The following is a 15,044-nucleotide window of genomic DNA, read 5'->3' as shown; positions in this document are numbered from 1 at the left end:
ATGGCGGAGCGAGGTGACAGGCGCGGGGTGGCCTTCGCCGCCATCGTCGTGGTCATCGCCGCGGTCGGCATCTACCTGACGATGTGGCCGGACTCGAGGGACGACCCCGCGGAGTCGAAGCAGGAGCCGGCCAGGGCCGCCAGCGCGCCTGCCGCGCCGAGCCCGCCGCTGGCGACCGCGAGCGACGCGCCGTTCGACGTGTACTCGTACCTGCCGATGAAGAAGGAGCAGCTCGCCGCGGCGGCGGACCTGGCCGAACGGTTCACCGCCGCGTACGGCACCTTCAGGTACGACGAGGACCCGGCGGCGTACGCGGCCCGCGTGAAGGTGTTCACGACGCCTGAGCTCGGCAACGAGCTGACCAGGACCGTCACCTCGGCGGGCACCGTCGAGCACAACCGGAACGACCAGATCGTCTCCACGGCCACGGCCAGGCTGAAGGAGATCAGGCAGATCGAGAAGACCTCCATCGTCTTCGTGGTCACCGCGACCCGGCAGGAGGCCGCGAAGAGCGGCACGAAGCAGCTCACGGAGGAGTACGCGGTCACGGTGAGCCAGCTCGTGGACGACTGGCGGATCTTCGACATCCGGCCTGCCACGGAGGGCCAGGAAGGCGACGAGGAGGGGGACACCTCGGGGTGAAGCTCTCACGGGCCCGGCTCGCCCTGCTGATCGGCGGCGCCGGGCTGCTGCTGCTCACGGCGGTCATCGTGTCGCCGATGCTGCTGATCTCGATGCCGTCGTTCCTCAGCGACGGCGGCACCTCGCCCGACTGCAACGACAGCAAGCAGGTGGAGGACGTGTCCGACTCGGGCACGGCCGACATTCCTCCCAAATACCTGGAGCTGTACAAGGAGTACGGCAAGAAGATCGGCGTCCAGTGGAACATCCTGGCCGCCGTGGGCAAGCGAGAGACCGACCACGGCCGCTCCAACCTGCCCGGCGTCAAGAGCGGCACCAACTATGCGGGCGCGGCCGGGCCGATGCAGTTCCTGATCTCCACGTGGGGCGGCAAGGCCCAGATCCCGATGTCGTCGAAGTTCACCGGGTACGCCTCCGACGGCGACGGTGACGGCGTGGGCGACGTCTACAACCCGGCCGACGCCATCCTGGGCGCCGCGCGGATGCTCAAGCGCAACGGCGCTCCCGAGAACGTGCGGCAGGCGCTGTTCGTCTACAACCGGGCCTGGTGGTACGTCGACCAGGTCGTGGAGATCGCCAGGAAGTATGCGAAGTCGGGCGACGTCAAGGTGCCGCCGCAGGCCTCGGAGGAGTGCGACGAGCCGCTGGTGGAGGCCGCGCCGAACGACGTCGTGGCCAAGATCCTCGAGTACGCGCTCGCGCAGCGCGGCAAGCCGTACCTCTGGGGCGGGACGGGACCCGACGCCTTCGACTGCTCGGGCGTGATCTACGCCGCGTACCGGTCGGCCGGGCTGACGATCCCGCGTACGACTTTCCTGCAGTGGCCGTTCGGGGAGAAGGTTTTAGAGGGCCAGGAGCAGCCGGGAGACCTGGTGTTCTTCAACGCCGGCCCGGGAACCTCCGCCAACAACCCCGGCCATGTGGGGCTGGTCGTGTCGAAGGGCAAGATGCTGGAGGCCAGGTGCCGGCTGTGCGGGCCGATCAAGGTCACGAGCTACCAGGCGCGTGACAATCGGGTGGGCTTCACCCGTCCCCTGCAGAACCCCGACGTTCTCGCGCAGCTCAAAAAGCTGCAGAATCCTTCCTTGTGAACGAATTCGACACGGTCGTGGTGGCCGCGGTGATCGTCGCCCCGGGAGCCAAGGTGCTCGCCGCCCAGCGCGCGGAGCCCGCCGCGCTCGCGGGCGGCTGGGAGTTCCCTGGCGGGAAGGTGGATCCCGGCGAGAGCGAGGCGGACGCGCTGGTGCGGGAGTGCCGCGAGGAGCTCGGCGTGGAGGTCGCGGTGGGCGAGCGGGTGGGCGGGGACTGGCCGCTCTCCGACGGGTACGTTCTGCGCGTCTGGCTCTGCTCCCTGGCCTCCGGCGTGCCCGAGGCCCGCGAGCATCTGGCGCTGCGATGGCTGGGTCCCGGCGAGTACTACTCCGTCGAATGGCTGGGCGCGGATCTGCCTGTCATGAAATCGGTGGAAAATCTCCTGCTTTCCCGCGATTAAGACATCCCCCTGCGTGACACAATGACTACTACGGGTGACACCTGTCGCAACGGGGGAGTGGGGAGTGATGCGGCGTGGCTGGGTCATTGCGGGGGCGCTGATCCTGGCGGTGCCGACCGTCCCCGTGGCGGCTGACCGGATGTCACCGGTGCTCGAGCATGTGCGCGGACCGGGGAAGTGGATCAGGACGGGAGACGTTCAGCGGTTCGGGGTGCGCGTGAACGGGATGGCCGGCGCGGACCGGGCGGCGGTCGCGTCCGGCCCGGCGCCGGCGCCGGCGCTGGCGGCAGGGACCGGGATCGCGACGAAGAGCCCAGAACCCGGCATCGACCAGAACTGCGCCGAAGAGCGGCAGGCGGGCGTGCACAAGCACGGAGCCGGCGCGGTCAGGCAACCCATGCGAGCCCGTCCCGCGGTGTTGCCCTCGCTCAGTGCGGAGACGGCGCAGGGGGTGGCGCCGTGGCCGTGGGGGGTGGCCGTGGCGCGCAAGCGGGTCGAGCCCGTCAGATGGGCGAGCCCGTTGGACGGCGGCGCAACGGGGCTGCCGTTCGCCGCCATGGGCATCGGAGTGCTGCTGGGCGCTCTGTGGCTGATTGGCACGGTACAAAGACGTCAAAAACGCAAAACGTAGGTTAATCCCGGCCTTACTGTTACTTTGACCCGACTAGTATTCCCTTGACCAAGGTTTCGGGACTGCGCGGAGGGCACCGGTGGCACGCACTCGAGCGACGGCCGTGTCCGCTATCGTCCTGGCGCTGGGTCTGGCCGGCGCCGGAGTGACTCCGTTCATCATGCAGAGCGCGAGCGCCTCCGTGTCGGCGTACGAGCCCGTGGACCCCTGTGACGCCAGCGAGCTGTGCGACAGCCCGCCGGAGACCACCGTAACGGTCACGGAGACGGCGGGCACGCCGGAGCCCGAGCAGCCGGAGACGACGGTCACCAGGACCGTCACCTCGACTCCGAAGAAGCCGACCAAGACCCCCACGCCGAAGAAGACCACGCCGCCCCCGGCGACCACCCCACCGCAGAGCACCCCCACGCAGAACCTCCAGCCTCTGCCCACGCAGAACGTGGAGGTGCCTGAGACGAGTGCCTCGCCGAGCACCACCGCCGAGGCGTCCGTCGACATGCCGTCGATCGCGCCGGTCGAGACGGCGACCAGCGCCCCTCCGACGCCGACCGAGACGCAGCCCGCCTCCTCCGAGGAGGTGCCGCTGGAGCTGCGTAACGCCGCGCCGGAGTTCGACCAGAAGTCGCTGGCGCAGAAGCTCAGCATCCCGGCGCTGGTGCTGGTCCTGCTCGCGCTCTTCGCCGTCCTGATCTTCGAGGGACGGCTGCGCAGGATGGCCCACGCGGCGGCCGTACGCAAGGCGGGGCCGCAGCCGGGACGCCCGGACATGCCTCCGGGCGGCGGCTACCCCGCCGGACCCGGTTACTACGCCACGGCCGGCTTCCCCGCGCCCGGCTACCCGGGCGGCACGGCGTACGCGCCGATCATCAGCTTCGTGCCGGTGCAGACGTACCCGGCGGGGCCTGCCCCCGTGTACGAGGAGCCCGCGTACCCGCCCCAGGGGTACGTGCCTGAGCCTCCGGCGGAGCCCGTGGTGCTGCACCCGGACGAGTTCGACTCCTACAACCACGAGCCGCCCACGCCCAAGGAGTACCGCGACCCGTTCGAGCCCCTGGTCCCGCCGGCGCCGCCCGCGGACATCCCGCCGGGCGGCTCCGAGCCCTACGAGGGCAAGGGTCAGGAGCGCCCGCTCGGGCCGGCCTCGGCGGCGGAGCCCGGCGACGCGGAGCCGTGGCAGGGCCAGCCCCTGTTCCAGCCGGAGTCCCGGCAGCAGGAGTACGAGCCACCGCCCTACCTGGCCCCTGAGGCGGACGTGACGGCCATTCAGCCGCTGCCACAGCCACAGGCTCAGGAGGAGCGTCCTGAGCCCACCAAGGAGATGCCTGACCCCAAGCGCAGGCGCTGGGGCCGCAAGAAGTAGACGAAAGGGGGGGCTGGAAATCCAGCCCCCCTTATTCGTGCGTGCCTACTTGGCGCGCTTGAAGATCTTGTTGCCGAGCCACACCAGCGGGTCGTACTTGCGGTCCACCACGCGCTCCTTCATCGGGATCAGCGCGTTGTCGGTGATCTTGATGTGCTCGGGGCAGACCTCGGTGCAGCACTTGGTGATGTTGCAGTAGCCCAGTCCGTGCTGGTCCTGCGCGGCCTCCTGCCGGTCCGCCACGTCGTACGGGTGCATGTCCAGCTCGGCGATCCGCATGAGGAACCGGGGGCCGGAGAAGTTGGCCTTGTTCTCCTCGTGGTCGCGGATCACGTGGCAGACGTTGTTGCACATGAAGCACTCGATGCACTTGCGGAACTCCTGGGACCGCTCGACATCGACCTGCTGCATCCGGTATTCGCCCGGACGGACGCCGGCGGGCGGCGTGAAGGACGGGACCTCCCTGGCCTTCTGGTAGTTGAACGACACGTCCGTGACGAGGTCCTTGATGACCGGGAACGTCCGCATCGGCGTGACCGTGATGGTCTCGTCCTCCTCGAAGGTGGACATCCGGGTCATGCAGCCCAGCCGCGGCTTGCCGTTGATCTCCATGCTGCACGAGCCGCACTTGCCCGCCTTGCAGTTCCAGCGCACCGCCAGATCGGGCGCCTGCGTGGCCTGCAGCCGGTGGATGATGTCGAGGACGACCTCGCCCTCGTTCACCTCCACGGTGAAGTCCTCGAGCTTGCCCTCGCCGCCCTCACCGCGCCAGACCTTGAACTTCGCCTTGTAGCTCATTTCGAAATCCCGTCGAACTCGGTCATCTCTTCCTCGGTGAGGTACTTCTTCAGCTCGTCCCCGTCGAACAGGGTGATCAGGTCGTCGCGCATGCGCGGCTGGAGCTTCTCCTCGACCTTGACCGCGGAGCCGTCCTCGGTGGAGCAGACGAGCAGCTTGCGGCGCCATTCCGGGTTCATCCCAGGGAAGTCGTCGCGGGTGTGGCCGCCGCGGCTCTCCTCGCGCATCAGCGCGGCGCGCGCCACGCACTCCGAGACCAGCACCATGTTGCGCAGGTCGATCGCGAGGTGCCAGCCGGGGTTGTAGATGCGGGACCCTGCCGCGCCGACCAGCCGCACGCGCTCCTTGAGCTTCTCCACGACCTGGAGCGCCTCGCTGACCTCCTCGGCCTTGCGGATGATGCCGACCAGGTCGTTCATCGTCCGCTGGAGCTCGTGGTGGACCTCGTACGGGTTCTCGCCGTCGCGCCCCAGCGGCGCCACCGCCTCCTCGCGGGCCTCCTCCACGAGCTCGGGGGAGATCTTGGGCCTGGTCTCGAGCGAGTCGACGTACGCCGCCGCGCCCGCGCCCGCCCGCCGCCCGAACACCAGCAGGTCGGACAGCGAGTTTCCGCCGAGCCGGTTGGAGCCGTGCATGCCGCCGGACACCTCGCCCGCGGCGAACAGCCCAGGGACGGCCGCCGCGCCGGTGTCGGCGTCCACCTCGACGCCGCCCATGATGTAGTGGCAGGTCGGGCCCACCTGCATGGGCTCGGCGGTGATGTCGACGTCGGCCAGCTCCTTGAACTGGTGGTGCATCGACGGCAGCCGCTTCTTGATCTCCTCGGCCGGCAGCCGGGTGGAGACGTCGAGGAAGACGCCGCCCTGCGGTGAGCCGCGACCGGCCTTGACCTCGGCGTTGATCGCGCGGGCCACCTCGTCACGCGGCAGCAGCTCCGGCGGGCGCCGGTTGTTGGCCTGGTCGGTGTACCAGCGGTCGCCCTCCTCCTCCGTGGTCGCGTACTTGTCCTTGAACACGTCCGGGATGTAGTCGAACATGAAGCGCTTGCCCTCGGAGTTGCGCAGCACGCCGCCGTCACCGCGTACGGACTCGGTGACGAGGATGCCGCGCACGGACGGCGGCCAGACCATCCCGGTGGGATGGAACTGGATGAACTCCATGTTGATCAGGTTGGCGCCGGCGAGCAGGGCCAGGGCGTGGCCGTCACCGGTGTACTCCCACGAGTTGGACGTGACGACGTACGACTTGCCGATGCCGCCGGTGGCCAGGACCACGGCCGGGGCGTCGAAGAGCACGAAATTTCCGGACTCGCGCCAGTAGCCGTACGCGCCGGAGATCCGGTCGCCGTCCTTGAGCAGCCGCGTGACCGTGCACTCGGCGAAGACCTTGATGTAGGCCTCGTAGTCGCCGTGCTTCTCGTAGTCCTCCTGCTGGAGTGCGACGACGCGCTGCTGCAGCGTGCGGATGAGCTCCAGCCCGGTACGGTCGCCCACGTGTGCGAGCCGCGGGTACTCGTGCCCGCCGAAGTTCCGCTGGCTGATCTTGCCGTCCTTGGTGCGGTCGAACAGCGCGCCCCAGGCCTCCAGCTCCCAGACGCGGTCGGGCGCCTCCTTGGCGTGCAGCTCGGCCATCCGCCAGTTGTTGAGGAACTTGCCGCCCCGCATGGTGTCACGGAAGTGCACCATCCAGTTGTCGTCGGGGTTGACGTTGCCCATCGCGGCGGCCGCGCCGCCCTCGGCCATGACCGTGTGGGCCTTGCCGAACAGCGACTTGCAGACGATCGCGGTCCTCTTGCCCTGCTGGCGGGCCTCGATCGCGGCCCGCAGGCCGGCGCCGCCCGCGCCGATGACGACGACGTCGTATTCGTGACGCTCTGTGTTAAGCGAGTTTTCCACTGAAGCTGGTCCTTACGCGTACGGGAAGGCGATGATGCCCTTGGCCACCAGGCGGACGTACAGGTCGGCGCCCATGACGGAGAACATCGAGGCCCACGCGAGGGGTTGGTGCTTGGCGTTGAGCTTGGAGACGAACGTCCAGGCCCGGTAGCGCAGCGGGTGACGGGAGAAGTGGTTGAGCCTGCCCGCCGTGATGTGCCTGCAGGAGTGGCACGACAGCGTGTAGGCGTTGATCAGGATCGCGTTGGCGATCAGGATCCAGGTGCCCAGGCCGATCGGCTTGTGGACGAGCGCCAGGACGGCGTCGTAGGCCAGGACGAGGCCGATCAGGATGGCCGCGTAGAAGAAGTACCTGTGGATGTTCTGGATGATCAGCGGGAAGCGCCGCTCGCCGGTGTACTTGCCGTGCGGCTCCTGGACGGCGCACGCCGGCGGTGACAGCCAGAACGAGCGATAGTAGGACTTGCGGTAGTAGTAGCAGGTAAGCCGGAACCCGCCCGGCAGGCCGAGGATCAGCAGCCCCGGCGGAAGGGCGTACCAGTCGCCGAACGGCGCCCAGCCGAACAGGCGTGCCCCCTCGGGACACGACGTCGCCAGGCACGGCGAGGAGAACGGCGCTATGTAGGGATCGACGAAATAGCTGTTATCGATGATCGCCCACACGCCATAGACAAGGAACGAGCTGAGCCCGAGGAATGTCAGCAGCGGGACCAGCCACCATCTGTCCGTGCGCAGCGTGCGCACCTTGACTTGCGCTCGCTGCCTTCTGACAGGGGCTTCGGGCGTCGTCTGGGTCATCGCGGACCTCTCCACCTCCCGCGGACCATCGCGCATGGGGTCCGTGGTTTCGTTTCGCTGGGCGCGCGTGCGGTAGCCGCTCAGGCGCGCGTTGGTGGGGGATACGTTACGACGACAGCATGGGAAATTGTGAGCGGGGTCACTCACAATTTCGATGACTTGCTGTGATTCCTGTCACGTAGGCCCGTCAGAGGCGCTGCCCCTGGGCAGGCAACTTAACCACTGTCACGAAAAAATCATCGATTTGCCGGACAACCCGGATAAATTGCTCAAAGTCCACCGGTTTGGACACATACGCATTGGCATGCAACCGGTAGCTGTGCAGGATGTCCTCCTCCGCCTCTGAGGTCGTCAGGATCACCACCGGGATCGTCCGCAACATGGCGTCCGCCTTGACCTCCGCCAGCACCTCCATGCCGCTCATCCTGGGCAGGTTGAGGTCGAGCAGGATGAGGTCGGGGCGCGGCGCGTCGGCGAAGCCGTCCTCGTTGCGCAGGTACGCCATCGCCTGCTCGCCGTCATTGACCACGTTGAGCCGGTTTCGCACCTTGTTGAAGTCGAAGGCCTCCTTGGTGAGCAGGATGTCGCCCTGGTCGTCCTCCACCAGGAGCACCTCGATCGGGCGCCAGTCATTCATCGTCGTCTCCAGCCGCCGGCAACGTCCAGCGGAACGTCGCGCCCTGGCTCTCGGCACCGCCGTCGAGCCAGAGCTGTCCGCCGTGGTACTCGACGATCTTGCGGCACAGTGCCAGCCCGATGCCAGTGCCCGGATAAACGTCGCGGGGGTGGAGCCGCTGGAATATCAGGAAAATGCGGTCGGCGTACTTGGGCTCGACCCCGATGCCGTTGTCCGAGCAGCTGAACTCCCACATGTCGCCGGATCTGCTCGCCCCGATGTGGATGCGCGGCGGCGCCTCGGAGCGGAACTTGACGGCGTTCTCGACCAGATTCTGGAACAGCTGGGTGAGCTGGAGCCGGTTGGCCCTGACCTCGGGCAGTTCGTCCCTGGTGACGGTGGCCTGGGTGTCCTCGATCGTGGCCGACAGGTTCTCCAGCGCCCTGTCGAGGGCCGCGCCCGAGTCGATCGCGGTCTTCTCGCCGGGGACCCGGCCGACCCTGGAGAAGTCGAGCAGGTCGTTGATCAGCAGCTGCATGCGCTTGGCGCCGTCGACGGCGTAGTGGATGTACTGCTTGGCCCGCTCGTCGAGTTGTGTGCCGTAGCGCTGCTCCAGCATCTGCGTGAAGCTCGCGACCTTGCGCAGCGGCTCCTGCAGGTCGTGGCTGGCCACGTACGCGAACTGCTCCAGCTCTCCGTTGGACCTGCGCAGCTCCTCCGCCTGGTCGGTGGCCACCCGCCAGGCCGACACGATGCGGTCGCGCATGGAGTCGACGTGGCTGGACAGCTCGGCCAGCTCGGCCGGCCTGTCGACGTGCAGGGTGTGGTCGAAGTCGCCGGCGGCGACCTTGCGCACCTGCTGGGTGAGCTGGTCGACGGGCTTCAGCACGGCGTAGCGGATGATGAACGCCAGCGCCGCGACGAACACGAGCATCACCGCGAAGAGTACGATCAGCGCCACGTTGAGCCGGTCGAGCTGCGCCTCGACGGCGGGCACCTTCGCCAGCGCGCGGGCGCGCGAGTTCATCATCATCGCGACCACGATCCCGCCCAGGAACACGACGAAGGCCACCACGCCCATGATCAGGAACCAGCGGGCCGCGGGCAGCCGGCCCAGCCCGGTCGGCTCCTTGGGCGGAGGCAGCGGGTTGATGCTCATGGTCTCCTCCTGCGGACCAGGACCGCGGCGAGGTCGTCGCTCAGCGTGCCCGCCCGGGTGATGAGCCGGTCGAGGTCGATGGCGCCGTGCTCGCGTACGAGGTCGAGCAGGCCCTCGACGCCGAGCATCTCGTCGCGCTCGCCCACGACCGCCTCGATCAGCCCGTCGGTGTAGAGCATCATCGACCACTCCTCGCCCAGCGGCACGTCGATCACCGACCACTCCGCGTCCGTGAAGATCCCGAGCGGCGGGCCGGAGGGCGTGCCGTCCACCACCTGGACGGCGCCGTCACGCATGAGCACGGGCGGCGGGTGCCCGACGACCCGCATCCTGGCGTTGCGCAGGTCGGGGGTGATCGTGGCCATGCACAGGGTGGTGAAGATCTCGGGAGCCTTGCGCTCGGCACGCAGCAGGGCGTCGAGCGTACGCAGCAGCGTGTCGTCCGTCTGGCCGGCCAGCACCAGTGTGCGCCAGGCGATGCGCAGCGCCACGCCGAGCGCGGCCTCGTCGGGGCCGTGCCCGCACACGTCGCCGACCACGACGTGCACCGAGCCGTCGGGGGTCTGCACGGTGTCGAAGAAGTCGCCGGCCAGCGTCCCGCCGCTGCCGGGCAGGTAGCGGGTGACGTGCTCGATCGCCTGGGTGTGCAGCAGGGCGTCAGGAAGCAGGGCGCTCTCCAGCCTGGAGTTCTCCTGGGCCGTCAGCTCCGCCTGCACGAGCCTGAGCTGGGCCAGGTCGGCCCGCTTGCGCTCCATCGCGTACCTGATCGCCCTGGCCAGCAGCCGCGCGTCGATGTCCCCCTTGACCAGGAAGTCCTGCGCGCCTGCCTGCACGGCGGCGACGCCCACGTGCGTGTCGCGAAGCCCGGTGAGCACCAGCACGGCGGTGTGCGGCGCCAGCGCCAGCACCTCCTCCAGTGCCTCGAGCCCGTGCGCGTCGGGGAGCGAGAGATCGACCAGCACGCACTGGATCTGGGGCGTCAGCTTGGCCTTGGCCTCCTGCAGGCTGCGCGCCCAGAAGATCTTCGGCGGCGCGGCGGCCTGCTTGAGCAGCTCCTCCACGAGGAAGGCGTCGCCGTCGTCGTCCTCGACGAGGAGCAGCGTGAGCGTCTCTGAAAGATTTGCCGTCACAAACGCCTCACGGGAGAGTCGGGCTGTCGATGTTCATTCTGCGATGAGCTCCACCCCTTGCGGAAGCGTGCCCTCATGACCAGCCTCGACGACGAACGACAGCAGGGCCTCCCTGAACGCCTGGGCGGCCCTGGTCGGCTCGACGTCCTTCCGGTGGGCCAGCGCGATCGTACGGCTGAGCCCGGCGAGCGGCGTGCCCGAGAGCCCGGGGCGGCCGTCGAGCACCATCGAGGGCACCACGGCCACGCCCAGCCCCGCCTCCACGAACCTCAGCACGGCGTCCATCTCGCCGCCCTGCACCGCGAACCTGGGCTCGAACCCCGCCTGCCGGCACGCCGCCAGCGTGGCCTCACGCAGGTCGTAGCCGCTCCTGAACATCACCATCTGGCGCCCGCGCAGGGCCTCGATCTCCATGTACGGGCCCTTCAGCCGCTCGTACGAGGGGGAGACGACCACGAGGTTCTCCCTGAGGATCTCCTCGGTCACCAGCGCGGGGTCGTCGCTCTGCAGCGGCATGATGATCAGCGACATGTCGAGCTGCCCCCGGGCCAGCGCCCTGATCAGGTCACGCGAGCCGCCCTCCTCCACCAGCAGCTCGATGCCGGGGTACGCGCGGTGGAAGCGGGCCAGCGCGTCGGCCAGCAGCCCCGCGCAGAGCGAGGGCGTGGCCCCGAGCCGCACCCGGCCCCTGCGGAGCCCGGCGAGCTGGGCCACCTCCTGCCTGGCGGTGTCGGCGTCGGCGAGGATCCGGCGGGCGAGCGGCAGCAGGGCCTCGCCGGCGGCGGTCAGCGTGACGTTGCCCCGCGCCCGGGAGAACAGGGGAGCACCCAGATCGGCCTCCAGGGCCTTGATCTGCTTGCTGAGCGACGGCTGCGCGACCCGCATGCGCTCGGCGGCCTGGGTGAAATGCCGGGCCTCCGCGACGGCGACGAAGTACGCGAGCTGCTGCAACTGCATGTGATTTTCCTCGCACCCAGTGGGTGTCCTCAGCGTGCGCGACCGTACAAACCAAGCATCATAGCTAGAGGCTATCGAAACCAGACCCATCATGACTTGGACGGATCATTGCTGGATACCTAGCGTTTGACGATGTGACTGCCACGATAGAGCGCGGCGCAGCCACCGCGCCTGTTACATCTCCCAAGAACGCTCCAACGAGCAGGAGGCCCGGCGGGTTCCTGCGCTCGTCGAACGGCAAGAAAGTCGTCATGGCCGTCACGGGGGCCGTGATGGTGTCGTTCCTCGTCCTCCACATGCTGGGCAACCTCAAGATCTTCCTCGGCAAGGACTCGTTCAACGAGTACGCGCACGCGCTGCGCACGCTCCTCGAGCCGATCGTGCCGTACCGGACGGTGCTGACCGTGCTCGAGATCGGCCTCGTCGCGTCGGTCGTCCTGCACATGTGGGCCGCCATCTCGCTGGCGCGGCGGGCCCACCACGCCAGACCGGTCAAGTACGTCGCCAAGAAGTCGCAGGCGAACGGCTACGCGACGCACATCATGCGCTTCGGCGGCATCACGATCGTGCTCTTCCTCGTCTGGCACCTGCTCGACCTGACCTTCGGCGTCGTGAACCCCAAGGGCTACGACTCCGCGCCCGCCGACCGGATGATCGCCGGCTTCGACCCGTCCCGGTGGTGGGTGACCCTGATCTACGTGGTGGCCGTCGTCATGGTCGGCATGCACCTGCGGCACGGCGTCTGGAGCGCCTTCCAGACCCTCGGCTGGGCCAACCACACGCGGGACAAGGCTCTTCGGCCGATCGCGGGGCTGCTGTCCATCGTGCTGGTCCTCGGCTTCCTGGCCCCGCCCCTCGCGATCACGTTCGGAGTTGTGAAGTGATTAGGTTTACGGAAGGCCCGGAGATCCGGGACACCAAGGCTCCGGCCGGGCCCGTCGAGGAGCGGTGGGAGAAGCGGAAGTTCAGCGCGAAGCTGGTCAACCCCGCCAACAAGCGCAAGCTCAACGTGATCGTGGTCGGCACCGGGCTGGCGGGCGGCTCGGCCGCGGCGACGCTGGGCGAGCTGGGCTACAACGTCAAGTCGTTCTGCTACCAGGACTCGCCGCGCCGCGCGCACTCCATCGCCGCGCAGGGCGGGATCAACGCCGCGAAGAACTACCGCGGCGACGGTGACAGCATTTACCGCCTTTTCTACGACACGGTGAAGGGCGGCGACTTCCGCGCCCGCGAGTCGAACGTCTACCGCCTCGCCCAGGTGTCGGTGAACATCATCGACCAGGCCGTGGCGCAGGGCGTGCCCTTCGCCCGCGAGTACGGAGGCCTGCTGGACACCCGCTCGTTCGGCGGCGCCCAGGTCTCCCGTACGTTCTACGCCCGCGGCCAGACGGGGCAGCAGCTGCTGCTGGGCGCGTACCAGGCGCTCGAGCGGCAGGTCGCGGCCGGGAACGTGACCATGTACACGCGGCACGAGATGCTCGACCTGATCGTTGCCGACGGGCGGGCGCGCGGCATCATCGTGCGCGACATGGTGACCGGTGAGATCGAGCGCCACGTCGCCGACGCCGTGGTGCTGGCCACGGGCGGCTACGGGAACGTGTTCTTCCTGTCCACGAACGCCAAGGGCTGCAACACGACGGCGATCTGGCGGGCGCACGAGCGCGGCGCGTACTTCGCCAACCCCTGCTACACGCAGATCCACCCGACCTGCATCCCCGTCTCCGGCGAGTACCAGTCGAAGCTGACGCTGATGTCGGAGTCGCTGCGCAACGACGGCCGCGTGTGGGTGCCGCTGCGCAAGAACGACGACCGTGCTCCCGGCGACATCCCGGACGAGGAGCGCGACTACTACCTGGAGCGGATCTACCCGGCCTTCGGCAACCTGGTCCCGCGTGACATCGCCTCCCGCGCCGCCAAGAACGTCTGCGACGAGGGCCGCGGCGTCGGACCCGGCGGCCTCGGCGTGTACCTGGACTTCCGCGACGCCATCAACCGCCTCGGGCGCGACGCCGTGGAGAAGAAGTACGGCAACCTGTTCGAGATGTACGAGCGCATCACGGGCGAGAACCCGTACGAGGTGCCGATGCGCATCTACCCGGCCGTCCACTACACGATGGGCGGGCTGTGGGTGGACTACGACCTGCAGTCGACGATCCCGGGACTCTTCGTCATCGGTGAGGCCAACTTCTCCGACCACGGCGCGAACCGCCTCGGCGCGTCGGCGCTGATGCAGGGCCTGGCCGACGGATATTTCGTGCTTCCGACCACCATCGGCGACTACCTGGCCGCCGGGCCGTTCGGCGACGTGGACGAGGAGGCCGTGGCGCAGGCCGAGATCAAGGTCCGCTCGAAGATCGACCGGCTGCTGTCCGTGAACGGCGACCGTACTCCTGACTCCTTCCACCGCGAGCTGGGCAAGCTCATGTGGGACTACTGCGGCATGGAGCGCACGGAGGAGTCGCTGCGCAAGGCGCTGGAGCGCATCCCCGAGCTGCGCGAGGAGTTCTGGCGCAACGTCAAGGTGACCGGGACCGCCGAGGAGCTCAACCAGGTGCTTGAGCGGGCTGGACGGGTCGCCGACTTCTTCGACCTGGCCGAGCTCATGTGCCTGGACGCCCTGGTCCGCACGGAGTCCTGCGGCGGCCACTTCCGCGCCGAGTCCCAGGACGCCGACGGCGAGGCGCTGCGCGACGACGAGAACTTCGCGCACGTGTCCGCCTGGGAGTTCTCCCCTTCCGGTGAGCCGGTGCTGCACAAGGAACCGCTCGAGTACGAGTACGTCAAGATGACCCAGCGGAGCTACAAGTGAACCTGACCCTTAAGGTCTGGCGTCAGAGCGGGCCTGCCGACTCCGGCCGGATGGTGACGTACCGGGTGGAGGACATCTCCCCGGACATGTCCTTCCTGGAGATGCTGGACGTCCTGAACGAGCGCCTCATCCTGGAGGGCGACGACCCGATCGCCTTCGACCACGACTGCCGCGAGGGCATCTGCGGCATGTGCGGCATGGTCATCAACGGCGTCGCGCACGGCGAGCAGCGCGCCACGACGACGTGCCAGCTGCACATGCGCCACTTCGAGGACGGCGCCGAGGTCACCATCGAGCCGTGGCGCGCGGCCCCCTTCCCGGTCGTCAAGGACCTGGTCGTGGACCGCAGCGCCTTCGACCGGATCATCCAGGCGGGCGGCTTCGTCTCGGTCCCGGCCGGCTCGGCCCCGGACGCCCACAGCGTCCCCGTACGCAAGGAGGACGCGGACGCGGCCTTCGACGCGGCCACGTGCATCGGCTGCGGCGCCTGCGTGGCGGCCTGCCCCAACGGCTCGGCCTCCCTCTTCACCGCCGCCAAGATCACCCACCTGAGCCTCCTGCCCCAGGGCCAGCCGGAACGCCTCGCGCGCGCCAAGGCCATGGTGGACCAGATGGACGCGGAGGGGTTCGGCGGCTGCACGAACACGGGCGAGTGCACGGCGGTGTGCCCGAAGGGCATCCCGCTGGACACGATCGGCCGCATGAACTCCGACTACCTCAAGGCCAACGCCAAGTAGTAGGCGGACCGGCTCCTCCC

15 protein-coding genes are annotated in these 15,044 nt (G+C 68.7%); 8 read left to right on the top strand and 7 right to left on the bottom strand.

The window, feature by feature from the left end; genetic code table 11:
* The 5 genes from ACIBVN_RS20370 to ACIBVN_RS20350 all read left to right on the top strand — a co-directional run bounded on the left by ACIBVN_RS20370 (nt 1) and on the right by ACIBVN_RS20350 (nt 4,125).
* On the top strand, nt 1-642 hold the full coding sequence (locus ACIBVN_RS20370) for a hypothetical protein (protein WP_397138492.1): 642 nt from the start codon (nt 1-3) through the stop codon (nt 640-642).
* Nucleotides 639-1,733 (top strand): NlpC/P60 family protein, encoded by a 1,095-nt coding sequence (locus ACIBVN_RS20365; RefSeq protein ID WP_397138490.1) that lies wholly within the window; start codon nt 639-641, stop codon nt 1,731-1,733. Before ACIBVN_RS20370 ends, ACIBVN_RS20365 begins: the two co-directional genes overlap by 4 nt.
* Nucleotides 1,730-2,134, top strand: coding sequence for a (deoxy)nucleoside triphosphate pyrophosphohydrolase (locus ACIBVN_RS20360; protein WP_397138488.1), 405 nt, complete (start codon nt 1,730-1,732; stop codon nt 2,132-2,134). The genes ACIBVN_RS20365 and ACIBVN_RS20360 overlap by 4 nt, the downstream gene beginning before the upstream one ends.
* A 34-nt stretch (nt 2,135-2,168) precedes the next feature.
* The gene (locus tag ACIBVN_RS20355) at nt 2,169-2,765 is read left to right on the top strand and encodes a hypothetical protein (RefSeq protein ID WP_397138486.1); all 597 of its coding nucleotides are present in this window, start codon (nt 2,169-2,171) and stop codon (nt 2,763-2,765) included.
* Nucleotides 2,766-2,868: 103 nt separating this feature from the next.
* On the top strand, nt 2,869-4,125 hold the full coding sequence (locus ACIBVN_RS20350) for a hypothetical protein (protein WP_397138484.1): 1,257 nt from the start codon (nt 2,869-2,871) through the stop codon (nt 4,123-4,125).
* Between the two features lie 45 nt (nt 4,126-4,170).
* Here the strand turns inward: ACIBVN_RS20350 and ACIBVN_RS20345 are convergent, their stop codons facing one another.
* The 7 genes from ACIBVN_RS20345 to ACIBVN_RS20315 all read right to left on the bottom strand — a co-directional run bounded on the left by ACIBVN_RS20345 (nt 4,171) and on the right by ACIBVN_RS20315 (nt 11,478).
* Entirely contained in the window at nt 4,171-4,923 is a 753-nt protein-coding gene (locus tag ACIBVN_RS20345) for a succinate dehydrogenase/fumarate reductase iron-sulfur subunit (RefSeq protein WP_185068527.1), read from the bottom strand.
* A complete protein-coding gene (locus ACIBVN_RS20340; protein ID WP_397138482.1) occupies nt 4,920-6,818 on the bottom strand; it encodes a fumarate reductase/succinate dehydrogenase flavoprotein subunit in 1,899 nt (632 codons plus the stop codon). Before ACIBVN_RS20340 ends, ACIBVN_RS20345 begins: the two co-directional genes overlap by 4 nt.
* A gap of 12 nt (nt 6,819-6,830) precedes the next feature.
* The gene (locus ACIBVN_RS20335; protein ID WP_397138480.1) at nt 6,831-7,616 is read right to left on the bottom strand and encodes a hypothetical protein; all 786 of its coding nucleotides are present in this window, start codon (nt 7,614-7,616) and stop codon (nt 6,831-6,833) included.
* A 187-nt stretch (nt 7,617-7,803) separates the two neighbouring features.
* Nucleotides 7,804-8,253: a response regulator gene (locus tag ACIBVN_RS20330; RefSeq protein ID WP_397138478.1), complete on the bottom strand. Its 450-nt coding sequence runs from the start codon at nt 8,251-8,253 to the stop codon at nt 7,804-7,806.
* Entirely contained in the window at nt 8,246-9,391 is a 1,146-nt protein-coding gene (locus ACIBVN_RS20325) for an ATP-binding protein (protein WP_397138476.1), read from the bottom strand. The genes ACIBVN_RS20330 and ACIBVN_RS20325 overlap by 8 nt, the downstream gene beginning before the upstream one ends.
* Nucleotides 9,388-10,521 carry a PP2C family protein-serine/threonine phosphatase gene (locus ACIBVN_RS20320; RefSeq protein WP_397138474.1) on the bottom strand — a complete coding sequence of 378 codons (1,134 nt, stop codon included), beginning with the start codon at nt 10,519-10,521 and terminating at the stop codon, nt 9,388-9,390. The genes ACIBVN_RS20325 and ACIBVN_RS20320 overlap by 4 nt, the downstream gene beginning before the upstream one ends.
* A gap of 33 nt (nt 10,522-10,554) precedes the next feature.
* Entirely contained in the window at nt 10,555-11,478 is a 924-nt protein-coding gene (locus ACIBVN_RS20315; protein WP_397138472.1) for a LysR family transcriptional regulator, read from the bottom strand.
* 134 nt (nt 11,479-11,612) lie between these two features.
* On the opposite strand from ACIBVN_RS20315, the gene ACIBVN_RS20310 reads away from it, so the two are divergent.
* The 3 genes from ACIBVN_RS20310 to ACIBVN_RS20300 are packed head-to-tail and all read left to right on the top strand — an operon-like array spanning nt 11,613 to nt 15,024.
* The gene (locus ACIBVN_RS20310; RefSeq protein ID WP_397138470.1) at nt 11,613-12,362 is read left to right on the top strand and encodes a succinate dehydrogenase cytochrome b subunit; all 750 of its coding nucleotides are present in this window, start codon (nt 11,613-11,615) and stop codon (nt 12,360-12,362) included.
* Entirely contained in the window at nt 12,362-14,287 is a 1,926-nt protein-coding gene (locus tag ACIBVN_RS20305) for a fumarate reductase/succinate dehydrogenase flavoprotein subunit (RefSeq protein ID WP_397138911.1), read from the top strand. Before ACIBVN_RS20310 ends, ACIBVN_RS20305 begins: the two co-directional genes overlap by 1 nt.
* The gene (locus ACIBVN_RS20300) at nt 14,284-15,024 is read left to right on the top strand and encodes a succinate dehydrogenase/fumarate reductase iron-sulfur subunit (RefSeq protein ID WP_397138468.1); all 741 of its coding nucleotides are present in this window, start codon (nt 14,284-14,286) and stop codon (nt 15,022-15,024) included. The genes ACIBVN_RS20305 and ACIBVN_RS20300 overlap by 4 nt, the downstream gene beginning before the upstream one ends.
* The last annotated feature ends 20 nt before the right edge of the window (nt 15,025-15,044 follow it).

The sequence above is a fragment of the Nonomuraea sp. NPDC049400 genome (assembly GCF_044466425.1).
Lineage (GTDB): Bacteria > Actinomycetota > Actinomycetes > Streptosporangiales > Streptosporangiaceae > Nonomuraea.
The sequence above is the reverse complement of the archived record's forward strand: the minus strand, read 5'-3'. Positions and strand labels throughout refer to the sequence as shown.